General features: G+C 63.0%; 21 protein-coding genes and 1 tRNA gene. 17 read left to right on the forward strand and 5 right to left on the reverse strand.

What is annotated here, in order from left to right; translation table 11 throughout:
* The first annotated feature begins 58 nt into the window (after nt 1-58).
* The 8 genes from ACZ46S_RS11665 (at nt 59) to ACZ46S_RS11700 (ending at nt 8,242) form a co-directional block, all read left to right on the forward strand.
* A complete protein-coding gene (locus ACZ46S_RS11665; RefSeq protein ID WP_464061853.1) occupies nt 59-1,447 on the forward strand; it encodes a class II 3-deoxy-7-phosphoheptulonate synthase in 1,389 nt (462 codons plus the stop codon).
* Complete coding sequence (locus tag ACZ46S_RS11670) at nt 1,444-2,577, forward strand: beta/alpha barrel domain-containing protein (RefSeq protein ID WP_464061854.1); 1,134 nt, start codon at nt 1,444-1,446, stop codon at nt 2,575-2,577. The genes ACZ46S_RS11665 and ACZ46S_RS11670 overlap by 4 nt, the downstream gene beginning before the upstream one ends.
* Nucleotides 2,578-2,586: 9 nt before the next feature.
* Nucleotides 2,587-2,724, forward strand: a complete 138-nt coding sequence (locus ACZ46S_RS11675; protein WP_464061855.1) for a hypothetical protein — start codon at nt 2,587-2,589, stop codon at nt 2,722-2,724.
* Complete coding sequence (locus ACZ46S_RS11680; protein ID WP_464061856.1) at nt 2,718-4,262, forward strand: NAD+ synthase; 1,545 nt, start codon at nt 2,718-2,720, stop codon at nt 4,260-4,262. Before ACZ46S_RS11675 ends, ACZ46S_RS11680 begins: the two co-directional genes overlap by 7 nt.
* A gap of 119 nt (nt 4,263-4,381) precedes the next feature.
* Entirely contained in the window at nt 4,382-4,909 is a 528-nt protein-coding gene (locus ACZ46S_RS11685; protein WP_464061857.1) for a hypothetical protein, read from the forward strand.
* Nucleotides 4,798-7,101: a DEAD/DEAH box helicase gene (locus ACZ46S_RS11690; RefSeq protein WP_464061858.1), complete on the forward strand. Its 2,304-nt coding sequence runs from the start codon at nt 4,798-4,800 to the stop codon at nt 7,099-7,101. Before ACZ46S_RS11685 ends, ACZ46S_RS11690 begins: the two co-directional genes overlap by 112 nt.
* A gap of 17 nt (nt 7,102-7,118) precedes the next feature.
* Entirely contained in the window at nt 7,119-7,940 is an 822-nt protein-coding gene (locus ACZ46S_RS11695) for a sulfotransferase domain-containing protein (RefSeq protein ID WP_464061859.1), read from the forward strand.
* 134 nt (nt 7,941-8,074) lie between these two features.
* On the forward strand, nt 8,075-8,242 hold the full coding sequence (locus ACZ46S_RS11700) for a YdcH family protein (protein WP_008494933.1): 168 nt from the start codon (nt 8,075-8,077) through the stop codon (nt 8,240-8,242).
* Nucleotides 8,243-8,312: 70 nt separating this feature from the next.
* On the opposite strand, the gene ACZ46S_RS11705 is transcribed toward ACZ46S_RS11700, so the two are convergent.
* Nucleotides 8,313-8,882: a DUF1013 domain-containing protein gene (locus ACZ46S_RS11705; RefSeq protein ID WP_008494932.1), complete on the reverse strand. Its 570-nt coding sequence runs from the start codon at nt 8,880-8,882 to the stop codon at nt 8,313-8,315.
* Between the two features lie 125 nt (nt 8,883-9,007).
* On the opposite strand from ACZ46S_RS11705, the gene ACZ46S_RS11710 reads away from it, so the two are divergent.
* From ACZ46S_RS11710 to ACZ46S_RS11720, 3 genes are read left to right on the forward strand one after another with little or no spacing between them, the layout of a single operon-like run.
* Complete coding sequence (locus ACZ46S_RS11710) at nt 9,008-9,208, forward strand: DUF1192 domain-containing protein (protein ID WP_295738684.1); 201 nt, start codon at nt 9,008-9,010, stop codon at nt 9,206-9,208.
* Between the two features lie 6 nt (nt 9,209-9,214).
* The gene (locus tag ACZ46S_RS11715) at nt 9,215-9,775 is read left to right on the forward strand and encodes a Smr/MutS family protein (RefSeq protein ID WP_464061860.1); all 561 of its coding nucleotides are present in this window, start codon (nt 9,215-9,217) and stop codon (nt 9,773-9,775) included.
* On the forward strand, nt 9,772-10,128 hold the full coding sequence (locus ACZ46S_RS11720) for a helix-turn-helix domain-containing protein (protein WP_295738690.1): 357 nt from the start codon (nt 9,772-9,774) through the stop codon (nt 10,126-10,128). Before ACZ46S_RS11715 ends, ACZ46S_RS11720 begins: the two co-directional genes overlap by 4 nt.
* Here ACZ46S_RS11720 and ACZ46S_RS11725 read toward each other — a convergent pair whose 3' ends face one another.
* From ACZ46S_RS11725 to ACZ46S_RS11735, 3 genes are read right to left on the reverse strand one after another with little or no spacing between them, the layout of a single operon-like run.
* Nucleotides 10,129-10,722: a Maf family protein gene (locus ACZ46S_RS11725; RefSeq protein ID WP_464061861.1), complete on the reverse strand. Its 594-nt coding sequence runs from the start codon at nt 10,720-10,722 to the stop codon at nt 10,129-10,131.
* The gene (gene qhpR / locus ACZ46S_RS11730; RefSeq protein WP_464061862.1) at nt 10,704-11,717 is read right to left on the reverse strand and encodes an AraC-like transcriptional regulator QhpR; all 1,014 of its coding nucleotides are present in this window, start codon (nt 11,715-11,717) and stop codon (nt 10,704-10,706) included. The genes ACZ46S_RS11725 and qhpR overlap by 19 nt, the downstream gene beginning before the upstream one ends.
* A gap of 12 nt (nt 11,718-11,729) precedes the next feature.
* Nucleotides 11,730-11,885, reverse strand: a complete 156-nt coding sequence (locus ACZ46S_RS11735; protein WP_464061863.1) for a hypothetical protein — start codon at nt 11,883-11,885, stop codon at nt 11,730-11,732.
* Between the two features lie 76 nt (nt 11,886-11,961).
* On the opposite strand from ACZ46S_RS11735, the gene ACZ46S_RS11740 reads away from it, so the two are divergent.
* From ACZ46S_RS11740 to ACZ46S_RS11765, 6 genes are all read left to right on the forward strand, one after another.
* Nucleotides 11,962-13,917 carry a primary-amine oxidase gene (locus ACZ46S_RS11740; protein WP_464061864.1) on the forward strand — a complete coding sequence of 652 codons (1,956 nt, stop codon included), beginning with the start codon at nt 11,962-11,964 and terminating at the stop codon, nt 13,915-13,917.
* A gap of 117 nt (nt 13,918-14,034) precedes the next feature.
* Nucleotides 14,035-15,447, forward strand: coding sequence for an APC family permease (locus tag ACZ46S_RS11745; protein ID WP_295743126.1), 1,413 nt, complete (start codon nt 14,035-14,037; stop codon nt 15,445-15,447).
* Between the two features lie 120 nt (nt 15,448-15,567).
* Nucleotides 15,568-15,642: transfer RNA gene (locus ACZ46S_RS11750), tRNA-Met, on the forward strand.
* A gap of 212 nt (nt 15,643-15,854) precedes the next feature.
* The gene (locus tag ACZ46S_RS11755; protein WP_464061865.1) at nt 15,855-16,280 is read left to right on the forward strand and encodes an Arm DNA-binding domain-containing protein; all 426 of its coding nucleotides are present in this window, start codon (nt 15,855-15,857) and stop codon (nt 16,278-16,280) included.
* Between the two features lie 44 nt (nt 16,281-16,324).
* Nucleotides 16,325-17,041, forward strand: a complete 717-nt coding sequence (locus tag ACZ46S_RS11760; protein WP_464061866.1) for a tyrosine-type recombinase/integrase — start codon at nt 16,325-16,327, stop codon at nt 17,039-17,041.
* 175 nt (nt 17,042-17,216) lie between these two features.
* Nucleotides 17,217-17,813 carry a hypothetical protein gene (locus ACZ46S_RS11765; protein ID WP_464061867.1) on the forward strand — a complete coding sequence of 199 codons (597 nt, stop codon included), beginning with the start codon at nt 17,217-17,219 and terminating at the stop codon, nt 17,811-17,813.
* Between the two features lie 377 nt (nt 17,814-18,190).
* Here ACZ46S_RS11765 and ACZ46S_RS11770 read toward each other — a convergent pair whose 3' ends face one another.
* Nucleotides 18,191-18,778 carry a hypothetical protein gene (locus ACZ46S_RS11770; RefSeq protein WP_464061868.1) on the reverse strand — a complete coding sequence of 196 codons (588 nt, stop codon included), beginning with the start codon at nt 18,776-18,778 and terminating at the stop codon, nt 18,191-18,193.
* Nucleotide 18,779: the final 1 nt, after the last annotated feature.

The raw sequence follows: 18,779 nt of genomic DNA on the forward strand, positions 1-18,779 counted from the left end.
CGTTTCTTTTCAAATCGCGCTTTATAGGGCGGATAAGGAACGCCCGTCTGGAGACATTATGGATACGATCACCCCAGCCACCCTGTCCGGCTGGACCCCGCAAAGCTGGCGCAACTGCCCGATCCGGCAGGTGCCGAGCTATCCGGATCCGGCCAAGCTCGCCGCGATGGAAGCCCGCCTGGCGAAGTTTCCGCCGCTGGTGTTTGCCGGCGAGGCGCGGAACCTGAAAGCGCATCTGGCCGCCGCCGCCAAGGGCGAGGCCTTCGTGCTGCAAGGGGGCGATTGCGCCGAGAGTTTCGGCGATTTCACCGCCAACGTGATCCGCGACACCTTCCGCGTGCTGCTGCAGATGGCGGTGGTGCTGACCTTCGGCGGCGCCATGCCGGTGGTGAAGCTCGGCCGCATGGCCGGGCAGTTCGCCAAGCCGCGCTCCTCGGACAATGAGACGATCGGCGATGTCACCCTGCCCTCTTATCGCGGGGACATCATCAACGCGCCGGACTTCACCGCAGAGGCCCGCATCCCGGACCCGACGCGCATGGAGTTCGGCTATTTCCAGTCCGCCGGCACGCTGAACCTGCTGCGCGCCTTCGCCTCCGGCGGTTACGCGGACCTGCATGAGGTGCATCGCTGGAATCTGGATTTTGTCGAAAAATCCCCGCTGGCGGCAAAATATCAGGATCTTTCCACGCGCATCGACGAGACGCTGCGCTTCATGGCCGCCTGCGGCCTCTCGAGTGCCGCCACCCCGCAGATCCGCGAGACGGATTTCTACACCAGCCACGAGGCGCTGCTGCTCCCCTACGAGGAAGCGCTGACCCGGGTGGATTCCACCAGCGGCGATCATTACGCCTGCTCGGCGCATTTCCTCTGGATCGGCGATCGCACCCGCCAGCTCGATGGCGCGCATGTGGAATTCATGCGCGGCATCAAGAACCCGATCGGCATGAAGGTCGGCCCGAGCATGGAGGTCGATGACCTGCTGCGGATCATGGATGTGCTGGACCCGGAGAACGAGCCGGGCCGGCTGACCCTGATCACCCGCATGGGGGCGGGCAAGGTGGCCGAGAAGCTGCCGCCCTTGCTGCGCGCGGTGAAAAAGGCCGGGCGCAGCCCGGTCTGGCTGTGCGATGCGATGCACGGCAACGGCATCACCACCGCCGCCAAGATCAAGACCCGCCGCTTCGACGATATCGTCGCCGAGTTGCGCGGCTTCTTCGACGCGCATGAGGCCGAGGGCACCGTGGCCGGCGGCGCGCATCTGGAAATGACCGGGCAGGACGTGACCGAGTGCGTGGGCGGCGCCCGCGGCCTGTCCGAGGACGGGCTGGGTGAGCGTTACGAGACCTTCTGCGACCCGCGCCTGAACGCCGAGCAATCGCTCGAAGTGGCGTTCTACCTGGCCGATGAGCTGAAATCCCGCCGCGCCTCGAAAGCCAAGGCGTGACCCCGGCGCCTTTGTCCGACAGCGACATCGCCGCGCGGACAGACGCCTATTTCAACCGCACCCGGGAGATCGTCGCCAAATTCGGCGATGCCCGGGTGACCTACGCGATCTTCCTGCGCCGCCCGGTGGTCTCTGCGCCCTCGATCATGGTCGAGTGGCTGCAGAGTGTCGCCCGTGCCCGGGGGCAGGATTTCCAGATCGAGCTGCCGCACAAGGAAGGCGCCTGGGTGGGCGCCGGCGAGCCGCTGGCTTATGTCACCGGCTCTTTCGTCGCGCTCTCGGACCTCGAAACCCTGGCGCTGCAGAAGATCGGCCCGGCCTGTGTCGCCGCGCATAACGCCTATCAGATGGCGATGGCGCTGCCCAACGCCGCCTTCCTGGCGATGGAAGCCCGCCATTGCGCCGGAGCGGAGATGCAGGAGATCATGGCCTATGGCTGCGCCGTCGGCTCCCGCGCCGCGCAGGCGGAAGGGGCGAAAGGCTTCATCGGCAACGCCAATGACTGGACGGCGCATTATTTCGGCGCCCCGCGCGGCTATGGCACCATGCCGCATGCGCTGATCGGCTACGCCAATTCCACGCTGCGCGCCGCCGAGATGTTCCACGAGACCTTCCCGGACGAGCCGCTGACCGTGCTGGTCGATTATTTCGGCCGGGAAGTGACGGATGCGCTGGAAGTCTGCCACCGCTTCCCCGACCTCGCCGCCGCCGGGCGGATTTCCGTGCGGCTGGACACACATGGCGGGCGCTATCTGGAAGGGCTCGGGCCGCAGGAGAGCTATGCCGTGCTGGAGCGCAACGCGCCAGGGGCGATGCGCCGCTATCGCAGCCAGCGCGAGCTGAATTACCTGATCGGCACCGGCGTCTCCGCCGCCGCCATCTGGAAGATGCGCGAGGCGCTGAACGAGGCTGGGTTCGGGGCGGTGAAAATCGTCGCCTCCTCCGGCTTCGGGGTGGAAAAATGCTCGGTGATGGCCGATGCCAAGGCGCCGATCGACGTGGTCGGCACCGGCAGCTTCATCCCCGAGAGCTGGAGCGAAACCTACGCCACCGCCGATATCGTCGCCTATGACGGGGTGCCGCGGGTGAAGATCGGGCGCGAGTTCCTGCTCCGCCCGGCCAAGGGGTGAACGGAGCCTGTGGCTGACGAGATGAGTGACACGCTGAACATCGCCATCGCGCAGATCAATCTGCATCTGGGCGCGATCGACAAGAACCTCGCCAAGCTGCGCGCCGCCCGCGCCGAGGGGCGAGGCTGGGGGCGGATCTGGTGGTGACACCGGAGCTCTCCATCGCCGGCTATCCGCCGGAGGATCTGGTGCTCAAACCCGCCTTCGTCGCCGCCTGCGAGGCGGCGGCGGAAGAGCTGGCGGCGGAGACCGCCGATGGCGGGCCGGGCCTCATTGTCGGGCTGCCCTGGCGCAATGGCGAGAAGCTGCATAATGCCGCCTTTCTGCTGGAAGGCGGGCGCATCGCCGCGCGCCGCGCCAAGGTGGAGCTGCCCAATTACGGCGTGTTCGACGAAAAGCGTGTGTTTGATGCCGGCAGCCCGTCCGGCCCGGTGCCCTTCCGGGGCTTCCGGCTGGGGCTGATGATCTGCGAGGATTGGTGGCTGCCCGCCGTCTCCGAAACATTGGCCGAAACCGGCGCGGAGATGCTGCTCTCGATCAACGGCTCGCCCTTCGAGGATGGCAAACAGACCCGGCGCGTCACGCTGGCGGTGGAGCGGGTGGTGGAAACCGGCCTGCCTTACGTCTTCGCCGCCCAGGTTTGCGGCCAGGATGAGGTGGTGTTCGACGGCGCCTCCTTCGTGCTGAACGCCGACCGCTCGCTGGCAGTGCAGATGCCGCATTTCCAGGAAGCGATCACCCTCACCACCTGGACCCGCACCGAAACCGGCCTGCTCTGCACCCCGCAGACATTGGCGCCGGAGCCGGAGCGCTACGCGCTGATCTATCAGGCGATGATGTGGGGCCTGCGCGATTATGTGAACAAGAACGGCTTCCCCGGCGTGGTGCTGGGGCTCTCGGGCGGCATCGATTCCGCCATTTCCGCCGCCGTTGCCGCCGATGCGCTGGGGCCGGAGCGCGTGCGCGCGGTGATGCTGCCCAGCCGCTATACCTCCGCCCACAGCCTGGAAGATGCCGCCGCATGCGCGCGGATGCTGGGAATCCCTTATGAGACCATCCCCATCTCCGGCGCCACCGAGGCGTTCGAGGCCGCCCTTGCCCCGGCCTTTGCCGGCAAGGCGGCGGACATCACGGAAGAGAACATCCAGTCCCGCTCGCGCGGGCTGATTCTGATGGCGATTTCCAACAAATTCGGCCCGATGCTGCTGACCACCGGCAACAAGTCTGAAATGTCAGTTGGTTACGCCACGCTCTACGGCGATATGTGCGGCGGCTATTCGGTGCTGAAGGACATCTACAAAACCACCGTCTTCGCGCTGTCCCGCTGGCGCAACGACAATCACCCGCAGGGCGCGCTCACCGCGCCCGGCCCGGCCATGCCCGAGCGCATCATCACCAAGCCGCCTTCGGCGGAGCTGCGCGACAACCAGACCGACCAGGACAGCCTGCCGCCTTACGAGGTGCTGGATGCGATTCTCGAACATCTGATCGAGGGCGAGCGCTCGGCCGAGGAGATCGTGGCGCAGGGGTTTGAGCGCGAGACGGTGCTGCGGGTGATCAAGCTGCTGGACCGCGCCGAATATAAGCGCCGCCAGGCCCCGCCGGGGGTGAAAATCACCGCGAAGGCCTTCGGGCGCGATAGGCGTTATCCGCTGACCAACGGGTTTACCAACCTTATCAAATAGCTCGGGTCAGCGTCCCGCAATATTCGCTGTAATTCCTCTGGCCTTTTCTCCAGAAGCGGCTATTACACCCTTTCGCCGGTTATTCCGGCGGGTGTCCTGTGGGGAGTTTGAGCTAGACGATGCCGGTGCCGTTTTCCGCCGAAGATTTTGATCGTGTCTTCGATTCCGCCATCATCCGCCGGGCTCAGAGCGTCATCGCGCTGGGCTTCGTGAAGGATGTGACGCTGCAGGGCGACACCATTGATGGCATCGTCGAGGATATGGACGGCACCCGCCGCACCACCTCCCTGACCCCGGAGCGCAAGGGCAGCCGGGTTTCCTTCGCCGAGCGGGAATGCTCCTGCGGTGAGCGCGGCTGCCGGCATCTGGCCGCCACCGCGCTGGCGGCGCTGGCGAAATTTCCCGAATTGCGCAAGGCCGAGCCGAAGAGCCTGATCGATACCGTGATTCCGGCCGCCGAGCGCACCTATACCCCGCCCCGGCCCGCCCGCGCCCGACCGGACGGCGCGCCCGCCCCGCCGCCACCCTGCTGGCCGTGGTGCCGGATGCGCCGGAGCCGGGTGCCACCGTGCTGGAGCGCGCCGCCACCCCGGTGCTGCGCCTGCGCCGTGTCACCGGCCCGGATGAATATAACCGCCAGCGCATGATCGATGTGCTGACGCTGGATTTCGATTATGGTGGCGTGCGCGTGGATGGCGCGGATGACAGCCAGTTCATGCGCATCCGCACCGGCGGGCAGATCGCCTTCATCCGCCGCGACCCGGCAGCCGAGGCCGCTGCCCTGGATGAGCTGCGCCCGGATGGCTTCGTGCAGATGCGCGTGGCCGACGGCAAGGCCGCGCGCGGCCAGCGCGTGCTGGTGTTCCGGGGTGAGGACGCCGCCGCCAAATGGCACCATTTCGTCGCGGTGCGCATCCCGGAACTCACCGAAAAAGGCTGGCAGGCGCAGATCGACGCGAATTTCGGCCCGCAGTTGGCCGATAATGTCGGCAATCTGGACGTGGTGGTGCAGGATGCCGAGAAGGGCAATTTCAGCCTGGAATTCGGCATCGAGATCGATGGCGAGCGGCACCCGCTGCTGCCGATCCTCGAACATCTTTTGGCCCGTGGCGGCTACGAGGCCGCGCAGATCGTCGATGGCGAGATCATCACCTCGCTGGAGGATGGCCGCGTGATCAAGCTGCCGGCGGATCGCATCAAGCGGCTGCTGAACGTGATGGGCGATCTGATCGAGGCCGCCGGGCGCACCGCCGAGAAAAACCTGGTGCTGCCGGTGGGGGCCGCCGCCACGGTGCTGGATCTGGAGGATGTGCTCACCACCTCCTGGCAGAATGCGGCGGATATCGAAGCCTATGTCGAGCGCTTCCGCGGCGAGCCGGAGATCATCCCGGTGGAAGTGCCGGAGGCCTTCAAGGGTTCGCTGCGCCCGTATCAGCAGCATGGCGTGGACTGGCTGCAGCATCTGGCCGGGCACGGGCTGGGCGCCTTCCTGGCGGACGATATGGGGCTGGGCAAGACCGCGCAGACCATCGCGCATATTTGCGTGGAGCATGCCGAAGGCCGGCTGACCGCCCCGGCGCTGATCGTGGTGCCGACCTCGCTGGTCGCCAACTGGACGGCGGAGCTGCGCAAATTCGCGCCGCATCTGCGGGTGGAAGTGCTGCACGGCATGGAGCGCCATGAGAAGCGCGACAAGCTGGAGGATGTGAATGTCGTCGTCACCACCTATACGGTGCTGACCCGCGATATCGAATTCATGAAGCCGCTGCCCTGGCACCTCACCGTGCTGGACGAGGCGCAGGCGATCAAATCCCCCGAGGCGCGGGCGACGCGCGCGGTCTGCCAGCTCAAGGCCGAGAACAAGATCTGCCTCTCCGGCACGCCGATTGAGAATAATCTGGACGAGCTCTGGTCGCAGTTCGCCTTCCTGATGCCCGGCCTGCTGGGCGACCGGCGCGGCTTCACCAAGCGCTTCCGCACGCCGATCGAGAAGAACGGCGACCCGGTGGTGCGCGGCCAGCTGATCAGCCGCATCCAGCCTTTCATCCTGCGCCGGACCAAGTCCGAGGTGGCAACCGAGCTGCCGCCCAAGCACACCATCCTGCGCCGTATCACGCTGGCGCCGGACCAGCGCGAGCTCTACGAGACCATTCGCGGCACGCTGTACGAGACGGTGAAGGAACAGATGGCCGAGCGCACGCTGGCACAAAGCCGGGTGATCGTGCTGGATGCGCTTTTGAAGCTGCGCCAGGCCTGCTGCGACCCGCGCCTGGTGAAGCTGGGTGCCACGCGCGGCACCGAAAGCTCCGCCAAGCTGGACGATCTGATGGAGATGGTCTCCGAGCTGATCCCGGAAGGGCGGCGCATCCTGGTGTTCTCACAATTCACCTCGATGCTGGACCTGATCAAGCCGCGCCTGGACGAAGCCGGCATTCCCTTTGTGGAGCTGCGCGGCGATACGCGCGACCGCGCCACCCCGGTGCAGCGCTTCGAGGCCGGCGAGGTGCCGCTCTTCCTGATCTCGCTGAAAGCCGGCGGGCGCGGGCTGAACCTGACCTCGGCCGATACCGTGATCCATTACGACCCCTGGTGGAACCCGGCGATCGAGGCCCAGGCCTCGGACCGCGCGCACCGGATCGGCCAGACCAAATCCGTGTTCGTCTATAAGCTGATCGCCACGGAGACGGTGGAGGAGCGGATTCTGGAGCTGCAGCAGCGCAAGGCGGAGCTGGCCTCCATCGCCTTCCAGGATGCCGGCGGCATGGCCTTCAATGCCGACGATATCGACTTCCTGTTCGGGCGCGATGCGGCGGCGGCGGAAGCGGCGGAAGCGGCGTAACCAGCCAGGAGGCGTGCATGGGCAAGCTGGTCTGGCTCGCCTCCTACCCCAAATCCGGCAATACCTGGGTCAGGGCGTTTCTGCATAATTATATCCTGAATGCGGAGACGCCCCACAGCATCAACGCGCTGGTGGATGTCACCATCTCCGAATGCGCGATGGCGTTTTTCGGCCCGCCGGGTGAGATTTTGCCCCCCGCCGAGGTGCAGGCGCGCCGGCCCCAGGTGCATGAGGCCCTGACCCGGCTGCATGAGGATCTGGTGTTCGTGAAAACCCATAACGCCCATCTCTCGGCGCATGGGGTCAGGCTGATCACGCCCGAGGCTACCGCCGGGGCCATCTATATTGTCCGCGATCCGCGCGATGTCGCACTCTCTTACGCCGCCTTCACCGGCAAATCGGTGGATGAGATCATCGATTTCATGGCCGCCGAGGGCGCGGCCAATGCCTCGGACGGCACCCAGGTGTTCGAGCTGCTCTCCTCCTGGTCCGCCCATGCGCTCTCCTGGGTCGCCTCCCCGCGACGTCTGCTGGTGCGCTATGAGGATCTGCTGGCCGATCCGCGGCGCGGCTTTGGCCGGATCATCCGCTTTCTGGGTGAAGCCGGGGACCAGCCCGACCCCGAGCGGCTCAGCCGGGCGATCGAATTCAGCAGCTTCAAGATCCTGGCCGGGCAGGAAGCGCGCGATGGCTACCGCGCCGGCGGCCCGGGTGAGGCAAAATTCTTCCGCCAGGGCGAGGCCGGGGGCTGGCGCGGCCGGCTCAGCCCCGCCCAGGCCGGCAAGATCTGGGCCGCGCACGGGCCGGTGATGGAAAAATTCGGTTATCCACAGAATTGATCCGCCCACAAACCAACTGATCCCGATTTCACGTGACAGTTCGATGGCAATGGGACTAGCCTGAGCATCCGGGCACAGCCCGCCGATCAAGGGGGCACCCGGGTTTCGTTGGCCATCAGCCATTAGGAGACACCATGAACCTGCAATCACGTCTCGCGGCCCTGAAAGGGCGTCATGCCAGCCTGGAAAGCCAGATCGCCGCCGAGGATCGGCGGCCGCTACCGGACATGGCGGCACTTTCCCGCCTGAAAGTTGAGAAATTGCGGCTCAAGGAAGAGATGGAACGGATACGCACTCAATAAGAGATCAGCGTCGGAATACGGAAAAGGGGGCTAAAAGCCCCCTTTTTTGCTGCCTTGCGTGTCGCTTTTGTCAGGCCGCTTCGGCCGGGCCGGGCGGCGGCGGCGGGGTGAGACCTTCGCGGGTGACGCGCTCATTGGCGGCATTCACCGCATCGTTCAGATCGGACTGCTTGCACAGCCCCAAAATCACCGGGTCGCGCGGCTTGATGTTGGCGGCGTTCCAGTGCGAGCGGTCGCGGATCTTCTGGATGGTGTCCTTGGTGGTGCCCAGCAGCTTGACGATCTGCGCGTCGGTGAGATGCGGGTAGGAGCGCAGCAGGAAGGCGATGGCGTCCGGGCGGTCATTGCGCTTGGCCACGGGGGTATAGCGCCCGCCCTTCTGCTTCTTGTGCATTTCCGGCTGCGGCAGCAATTTCAGCCGGCGGGAGCTGTCAGCCTCGCAGCGCTGGATATCCTCGGCGGTGATCTGCTTGTTCATCACCGGATCATAGCCGACAATCCCTTGCGCAACCTCGCCATCCGCGATCGCCTGGACTTCCAGCGGATGCATGCCACAGAAATCCGCGATCTGCTCGAAGGTGAGGCCGGTCTTGTCAATCAGCCAGACTGCGGTAGCTTTGGGCATCAAGGGCAAGGACATGGATCGATTACCTTTTCTCGTTTCGGGCCGAGGCGCCCGAAACGGACATAGTTACTCGCTTCGGCCCCGCAAGTACAACTGGCGGGGTTATCGAGCCCGCGCCACCTTTTGGTCAAGTCCAAACCATGACATTTTCTGAAGAAGACCTGCCGCCACGGAAGAAAAAGAGGCTGGAGCCGCCGGTTCTGGACACGCTCGGGGTGGAGGAGCTGCGGCTTTATATTACGGAATTGCAGGAAGAAATCCGCCGGGTGGAGGCGGAGATCAAGGCCAAGCAGGCGCATGCCGCCGCCGCCGCGCTTTTCTTCAAGCCGCCCGGCGCCTGAGCTTAGATGGCGCGACGCAACCAGGTGGGACGGGGGGCGCTGGAAAAACCAGCGCCCCGCCGGCCGAAAGGGCTTTCGGCTGAGGATCTGGAGCTGTGGGCGGCCTATGGGCGCACGCTGAGCCGGCTGATGCCAGGCCGCCGCCACGCGCCCTTGCCGCCGCCGCCGCCGGCTCCGGAACCGGCCCCGGAAGCGCCAGCGCCCGAGCCGCCGCGCGTAAAACTGCCCAGCCCCTCCTGGCTGGCGGTGAATGCGCCGCCGGCGGGGCTGGATAAATCCACCTGGTCGAAATTCCGGGGCCAGAAAATCCGCGCCGAGGCGAAGCTGGATCTGCACGGCCACACCGCCGCGCGGGCGCATACCGAGGTGACGCGGTTTCTGGAGATGGCGCAGGCAACGGGGCTGCGCTGTGTGGAGATCGTCACCGGTAATGGTGAGATTCTGGCGCGTGAACTGCCGCACTGGCTCAATACCCCGGCGATGCGCCCGCTGATCCTGGGCCTCGCCCACCCGCATGCGCGCAATATGGGGGCCATTCGCGTGCTGCTGCGCCGGCGCCGGGGATGACACCGTTCGGAGAGAAATTGCGGGCGCTGCGCCAGGAGCGGGGCATTCTGCTGAAGGACATGGCGGCGGCGCTGGAGGTCTCGCCGGCCTATCTCTCGGCGCTGGAGCATGGGCGGCGGGGCGCGCCCTCCGCCGGGCTGGTGCATCAGGTCTGCCAGTTTTTCGGGCTGATCTGGGATGATGCGGATGAGCTGGCGGCCCTGGCCCGGCAATCGCGCCCCAGGCTGAAGCTCAACAGCGCGGGGTTGAGCGCGGCGCAGACGGCACTGGCCAACCGGCTGGCCAAGGAGCTGCGGAATTTATCGCCGGAGACGGTGGCGGCGATCCAGAAGCTGTTGGACGCCAAGGAGTAGCTAGCCAGGCAGCACGCCCTGGGCGCGCAAGGCGCCGAGCAGCGGCAGCAGCGGCAGGCCGAGCACGGTGAAATAATCGCCCTCGATCCGCTCGAACAGCTGTGCGCCCTGCGCCTCCAGCCGGTAGGCGCCGACGCAATGCAGAATCTCATCGCCCTCGGCGACCAGGTAGTCCTGCAGAAAATCCTCGCTGAACTCGCGCATCGTCAGCCGTGCGCGCGCCGTGTGCGCCCAGAGCAGCGCCCCGTCCTGCACCAGGCAGGCGGCGCTGATCAGCTCATGGGTGCGGCCGCGAAAGCCGCGCAGCTGGTTGGCCGCCGCCGCCAGATCCGCCGGCTTGTCATAGACCACGCCGTCGCAGACCAGGACCTGGTCGGCGCCGATCACCCGCGCCCCGGGATAAAGCGCGGAGACCGCCTGCGCCTTGGCCTGCGCCAGCGCCGCCGCCAGCGCCTCGGGCGCGCCGGTAAAGCCAGATTTCAGCGCGGTTTCATCCACGGACGAGGCCACCGCCGAGAAATTCACCCCGGCCCCGGCAAGCATGGCTTTGCGGCTGGCGGAGGCGCTGGCGAGGATCAGGGAGCGTGTAGGCACGCTTGTCTGTACCGCGCGGGGGAGCGCCCCGTCCAGCGCGTGAAGGCGCGGGTGAAGGCGCTGAGTTCGGAATATCCCAGCAGCAGCGCGATATCCGTGAAAGCGATCCCCGGCTGGGCGACATAATCCTCGGCCAGCTCGCGGCGGATGCGGGCGGTGAGGTCCGAAAACGCCACCCCTTCCTGGCGCAGCCGCCGATGCAGCCCGGCCCGGCTCACCCCCAGACGCTGCGCCACCTGGTCGATCTGCGCCGCGCCGCTCAGAAACCCGTCCCGGATCAGCGCCAGCACCTGGCCGACAAAATCCCGCGCTCCCCCATCCGCCAATTGCGGGCGCAGCGCCGCGAGCAGCCCCGGCAGCCGGGCCGCATCCGCCCCGGGCATCTTCGCCGCCAGCAACTCCGCCGGAAACAGCAGCGCATTGCGCGGCGCCGCGTAATAGACCGGGGCGCGGAAGCCAGCCGCGGCGCGTGCCCCGGCCGGGCGCAGATGCTCGAACTGCACCTCCAGCGGCGCGAAGCCCGGCCCCAGAGCGCGGCGAAATATCCCCGCGAACACCGCCAAAGACAGCTCCGCATCCTGCCGGCGCTGGGTAATCCGCCCATCGCCGATCTGATATTCCAGCGCCATTATCGGCCCCTGGGCGCGCAGGCGCAGGCAGGAATGCTCCTGCAGCACCGGGAAATAGGCGCAGAGATTGCGCAGCGCCGCCCCCAGATCCGGCGAGGCCAGCACCAGCGCCCCCAGCGCGCCCATCTGTTCGGGCGTGTATTGCTGGCCAAAGCGCAGCCCGAAATCATCCAGCCCGGTCTGCGCCGCCGCCTGCTCAAACAGCCGGCAATAGGCCATCAGGCTCAAACGCTGGGTGGGGTCGGCCAGCCGGCCGGCGGGCAAGGCCAGCCCGGCCAGCAAGGACGGCGCGTCCCCGCCACACTGGCCGATCAGCGCCTCGATCCCTGCCGCGGCAGCGGCGGCGATATGCGGCTCCACACCCATGCGCCCACCCTTTCAGGAAAGATTTTTTACGCTAAAGCAAAAAATCACACAAGAATAAGCAATCGCCCATTTACGATGCAAACCAAGCCCAGTTTCTGCGCCGCCACTCTCAACAGCTTTGCTGGCTGCACCGATTTTGACACCAAATGTCAAGCGCGCCGCCGGCATCTTCGTCTCTACTCCTGGCATCAAACAGCCACCTGCCTTCAGGACGGCAGAACTGACCAAAACCAGGAGTGTGACGATGGACGATCTGCATCTGCCAACCCCGGCCACGCCGGCTCTGAGGAACGGCGCCCGCCACCCGCTCACCCCGCTGGACGCCGCCGAAATCCAGCAGGTGGTGGCGATCATCCGCGCCGATGCGGCATTCGGGCCGGATTATCTGTTCGAGGTGATCGAGCTGAAGGAGCCCAGCCCCGCTGCCCTCGCCGCCTACCGCGCCGGCCAGCCCTGCCCGCGCGAGGCCCGCGCCAATATCTTCCTGGCCGATGCGCCGGGCGTCTGGCGCCTGAGCCTGTCCCTGGCCGACAATCTCGTCACCGCAAAGAGCTTCCATCCGGACGCACGGCCGATGATCCAGCTCGAACAATTCATCCAGATCGAGGATATCGTCCGCGCCCATCCAGATTTCATCGCCGCCTGCGCCAAGCGCGGCGTCACCGATATGAGCAAGGTCTGCGTCGACCCGTGGTCGGCCGGGAATTTCGGCGTAAAGGGCGAGGAAGGCGGCTATCTTTCCCACACATTCTGCTGGCTGCGCCTGTATGAGAACGAGAATTTCTACGCCCACCCGATCGAGGGCATCAACGCCGTGGTCGATATCAAGGCGGGCAAGGTGATCCGCGTCGATGATTACGGCGTGCTGCCGATCCCGATGGCGGAATTCAATTACGAGGCGCAGTTCCGCGAGGATTTCCGCGCCCCCTTGAAGCCGCTGGACATCATCCAGCCGGAAGGGGCCAGCTTCGTGCTCAAGGACCGCGAAATCAGCTGGGATAAATGGCGCTGCGTGATCGGCTTCAACGCCCGCGAGGGGCTGACCCTGCACGACATCGCCTATGACGGCCGGCCGATCGTGGCCCGAGCCTCCATCGCCGAGATGGTGGTGCCCTACGGCGTGCCGGAGGGCGGGCATTTCCGCAAGAATGTGTTTGATATCGGCGAATATGGGTTGGGCAAGCTGACCAACTCGCTGAAGCTGGGCTGCGACTGCCTGGGCCATATCGCCTATCTGGATGCCGAGCTGAACACCATGGAAGGCGGCATTTTCAAGATCGAGAAGGCCATCTGCATCCATGAGGAGGATAACGGCATCCTCTGGAAACATTGGGATTTCCGTACCGAACGCACCGAGGTCCGGCGTGGCCGCAAGCTGGTGATCTCCTCGATCTGCACCGTCGGCAATTACGAATATGCCTTCTACTGGTATTTCGACCAGGCCGGCGAGATCGCCTTCGAGATGAAGGCCACCGGCATCATCAACACCTCCGCTTGCCTGCCCGGCCAGCCCACCAAATACGGGGTTGAAGTGGCCCCCGGCCTGCAGGGCCATATCCATCAGCACGCTTTCTGCGCCAGGCTGGAGATGGCGGTGGACGGGCCGGGCAATTCCATTGTCGAATGCAACAGCTATGCGGAGGAGGACGAGGCCAAGAACCCCTACGGCAACGCCTTCTACCAACAGGATACGGTGCTGAAGACCGAGCTGGAGGCCTGCCGCACCGCCAATCCGGCGACCCAGCGCTACTGGAAAGTGATCAACCCCAACAAGCTGAACCATACCGGCAAGCCGGTCGGCTATAAGCTGATGCCGGAATCTACCCTCACCCCCTTCTTCCGCCCCGGATCTCCGTCCGGAATCCGGTCTAATTTCATGCAGAACCATCTGTGGGTGACGAAATTCTCCGAGGAGGAGCGCTTTCCCGCCGGGGAATATATGAACCATTCTGACGGATCAGGCGGGGTGGCGGATTTCGTCAAGCAGGATCGGGCGCTGGAGAATACCGATCTGGTGCTCTGGCACGTCTTTGGCCTGCACCACCAGCCCCGGCCGGAGGATTTTCCGGTGCAGCCCTGCATCAAAACCGGCTTCAAGCTGATGCCGGTGGGCTTCTTCAACCAGAATCCCGGCATCGACATCGCCCCGGAGACCAACCGCGCCAGCAAACTGCATGGCGGCGGATGCTGCGCGCATTAGGCGGCCTCCCCGGGGGCATACGCAAAAACGGCACGGCGTTTGCATTGCCGCAACAACAGACCCCGCCGGCGCCCGGCGCTGGCGGGAGACAGGCTTCCAGCAAGGAGATTGAAGAGTATGGTCGCAACCACGGACATCGCGGCGCACCAGACTGAAGCGAAGTTGAGGCAGGGTTCGCTGAACCTGCCGGAGACGATCGGCCAGTCGATCGCCAATATCTCGCCCACCCTGACCCCGGCGCTGAATATCGCCGTGGTCGCCGGCATCGCCGGTACCGCCTCCTGGGTGTCGTATCTCATCGCCACCATCGGCTGCGTGTTCGTGGGTGCGAACATCTCCACCCTGGCCAAGCGCCATCCGGAGGCGGGCTCCTATTTCGTCTATATCGGCCGCAATCTCGGCCCGGTGGCGGGGGCGATGGCCGGCTGGCTGATGATCCTGGCCTATCTCGCCTGCGCCATCGCCGTGGTCACCGCGGCGCCGCTCTACATCAACACCATCCTGGCACCGTTCAATCTCAGCCTGAATAATTTTAGCCTCGGCGTGTACGGCGCCGCCTTCCTCGGCCTCGTCGCCTTCGCCTCCTTCCGCGACATCAAGATGTCCTCGCGCGCCGGGCTGCTGCTGGAAGCGTTGTCGATGGCGATCATCGTCGTCATCATCGCCATGGTGGTGGCGCAGAAGGGCACCGTGATCGACCCCAAGCAGCTGGATTTCAGCCATATGCCGGTCGGCGGCATGATGTCCGCGATGGCCTTCGCGGTGTTCAGCTTCGTCGGCTTCGAGAGCAGCGCCACCTTGGCCAAGGAAGCCCGCAACCCGCAGCGCGCCGTGCCGTTCGCCGTCATCGGCTCCGCCGCCGCCGCCGGGCTGTTCTTCGTCGTCACCAGCTATTTCATGGTCATGGGTTCGGGCGACAACACCACCGCCATGGGCAACTCCGCCTCGCCCTTCTCCGACATGACCAAGGCGGCGCATCTGCCCTGGGCCGGTGCCGTGGTCTATTTCGCCGCCACCATCAGCGCCTTCGCCTGCGCCCTGGCGTGCCTGAATGCCGGCTCGCGCATGCTCTTCTCCATGGGCCGCTACCAGTTCCTGCATAGCTCGATGGGCCTGGTGCATAAAACCCACCAGACGCCCTATGTCGCGGTGGGCTTCAGCACCGTCATCGTGATGATCGGCTATCTCGGCCTGGCGATCACCCAGGGCTATCTCAACGCCTTCAATATCGGCGGCACGATTTCCACCTATGGCTTCGTGGTGGTGTATCTGGGCGTGTCCATCGTTTCCTCGCTGGATGTCGCCAAGACCGGCAAGCTCAGCGCCTGGAACATCATCTGCAGCCTGGTCGGCGTGGCGCTGATGGGCTTCGTGATCTACAGCTCCGTGATCCCCTGGCCGGCCGCGCCGGACCAGTATCTGCCACAGATCTTCGCGGCCTATATCATCCTCGGGCTGATCTGGTTCATGGTGCTGAAATCCAAATCCCCGCAGGTGCTGGCCAGCATCGCCAACGACATGGAAGGCTGAAGCCCAGCCTCCACGGAAAAAGCCCCGGAGCACGTCCGGGGCTTTTTTTACGTCCATGTGCCGGTTTAACCACCATTGACTTCTGCCGCGCGGCGAAGTACCCGCACGCTCACCTCTTGTGGCGGCGTAGCTCAGTGGTAGAGCAGGGGAATCATAATCCCTTGGTCGGAGGTTCAAATCCTTCCGCCGCTACCAGTTTCTTATCGTCTCATGGTATCTCATGTGGCAAAGAAACTGCCAGAAATCAGCCGTATTTTCCGCTTATCCACAGGCAAAATTTGCTTCGCGGATGGTCTTAACCGTCTCATCCCGTATCACGAAGTGCGCCACAGTCTCGCTTTCGGCGAATACCCGTTGAATACTCGGCTACCGCCGGGTATTCACCTCCGCGTCATCGGAGCAAATGCATGACAACCATCCATCTCACCGATCCAGCCATCAACAGGGCTACACGCGAGGCAGTGGACGGGAAGAAGCGTATTGACCTGACCGACAGCACCCAGGAAGGGCTGCGCCTGCGCATAGGGGCTTCCGGGACGCGGATGTGGAATCTTGCGTGCCGGGACTCGGAAGGAAAGTTCCGGCTGTTTCCGTTCGGCGCGTATCCCGCCGTCGGCATCGCTGATGCCAGAGACAAGGCACGGCAACTTCGCGAGGAGGTGCGGCACGGGCGCGATCCAATAGCCGAGAAACGCCTTGCCAAGGGGTTGGGGCAGCAGGGCAGGTATCGACGCTGGAAGACCTCCTCGACACCTACAAGGCGAGCCGGGACGCACCGAAGACATGGGCACATTCGGAAATCAGGGTGCGGCGCGTTTTCGCGGGGCTGTTGAGAACAAGGCTCTCCAAATTAAAGCCTTCTCACTTCCAAATCGCCATGGATAATTGGCACAAAGCCCCCTCAGCCTATTTCGCCGGTAGAAACCTGCGACCGGTCATGAAATGGGCGGTGAAACGGGGCTATGCGGAGTGGGAACTGACCCGAATCGAGACTAAACCGGCAAATGAACGGGACAGGGTTCTTTCACCAGATGAACTCACCGCCATACTCAAATCGCTCAAAGCCTCCCCCTCCATGTATGCTCGCGCGATGCAGTTCGTTATTTGGACGGTCTGCCGCCTTAACGAGACATGCAATGCCAAATGGCAAGATGTGGATTTCGAGCTGGGGGTTTGGACCGTCAGGGAGACCAAAAACGAGTTGCCGCTGGTTTTGAAGCTTCCGAAGCAGGCGTTGGATTTCCTCACAAATCACAAGCCAGCAAAAAGCAAGCCGACAGACCTCATCTTTCCAAATGTGAAAGGCAGCAACAAGCCCATTACCAACTGGGATCGTTTCACAAAAGTGCTTCAAAAAGAGAGTAAAACCGCCGGTTGGCATCGGCATGACCTTCGCCGAACAGGAGCTACTGCGATGGCAAACGACCTTGGTATCGATGCAATTATCGTTGATTCGGCATTGAATCACAAAAACATATACTCGGCAGCCTTGGGCAAATATATCCGAGGAAGACCGCAAGGGCAGGTTGCAGACGCTTTGCAGAAGTATGCTGATTATCTGGACAAGCTGTCTGAACCAAAAAACGAGAGCTAAAACGGCATACTGGCCGCACGGCGGCCAGTATGCATCAGCAATCACAACAGGACATAGGCAGAGTTCAGGAATATAAGCCTATTTGTAATCGTTCCTTCTCGATGATAATTAGCGAATTCGTTGCAGACTAATAGGTAGTGCGGAAAGCCTAACTCTTGATAACGGGAGTGTTTTAATGCAAATCATCAACGGCTTCGCTTCCTATTTTATAAGCAAAAAACCCCGGCATTTTTTTGGACTGCTAACTTTCCTGTCTATTTTTCTGATTGGGCATACAGCAAGCGCAGTTCCACCATTATACGATGGCGACATGCACAATAATTGTCCTCCAAGTGGAATATGCAACAGCCAATCGCTCGATAATACCTTTGCGACGCCTGGTGTAACGCTCCCAACACATGGTTTCGTTCAGGCTACGGGGAGTTTCATTTCACCTATTGGGGAGTGGACGGTCGTCGATTTTGATCATCAGACTGTTGCGTCCATCACAACGATCTTTGATAGTTCAACGCGGACTTCAACCGTGCAGAAGAAGACCTCAGTAAAAGTTAGCACCGAGGCTATCGCCGTTGTGAAGAACTTGGCTGCCAGTTTGTGGAATGCAAAGACGTCTTTACCGCCTCATGATTTTTGCACCGATGTTGCGCAAGAATTTATACTTTTCGACGGCGACCGTGCAATGTGGTATAGGGGGGGCTGCCCTCCCGACGGTATTTCCGGCGAGATGAACAAATGGGCTGAAACGCAGTTGCAAGGCTCCACCAAACATTAATGTCTGCGTCAATTCAAATGGAGGCATAGCCTCCATTTTTCTTCATTGTTTCTTTTAAGATTTCTTTTTTGGCTTGTGTTCCGGATGTTTCTTTGGGGTGTCTCCCGGCTCAATGTGTTTGATCGGTTTTAGGTTTTGTAATGGCTTCATTGTTGGTAGCATCTTAATTTAGTCGGGTTTTGGTTTGATTACCTTAACTGGCTTTATCTCTTCTAATCTCATGGCGCATGTCCCTATTCTGTGTATCGTTAGCTTTTGACATAATTTTCTATTGCCACTCTTCCCAATGAAAAATGGCTCAAATTTCTCTGATATTCATTACTATCGGGAACGCGCGGGTGCCGCTTCGTCCTATCGAGAGAAATGACCCTCTGACTTCACACAGTTACGAGTTCTTGGCTGATGATCATTTCGTGCAATGAGCTTTGACCCACGCAATATTTGATCCAACCTTCGACGTCGTAAATTCGTTCGCACTTATGGGTTCCAGCAACCACAACTTGCGTCCATGGCGTTTTCTGCGCGCCATCGGCAAACAAGTTTTCAAAAGTGCTCCAACGATCCTGCGGGACGGTCCAGACCATGTGAACGTGCAACATGCATCCAGGCTGTGTGCCCGCAGGGAATGCGAAGAAATTCGACCGACCGGACAACGGCTTCTCATTGAAGCGGCATCCGAAGAGCCCACCATCCACCCTCGCCGAAAGCTCGTAAAGGTGGCGGCGAAGCGCTGCGTCGGTCGTTGATGCCCAGTGAGGGGCGGGGCGATTCGAGAAGGATTTGACGCCGGGAACAAGTTGCACCGTTCCCGTCGTTCCATCAATCCGCCTTCCCTCCCCAGCAGCCGACTTTACGACTGGGTAGGTGAGAGTCAGCGCGTGCGTCCAAGGCAATGCGCAAAGCCAGCCGAATGCGGCTTGGTCAATGGCGGTTTGTTGGAGGGCAGTCGAATTTGAATACGTCATA

The organism is Acidocella aluminiidurans (assembly GCF_055383125.1).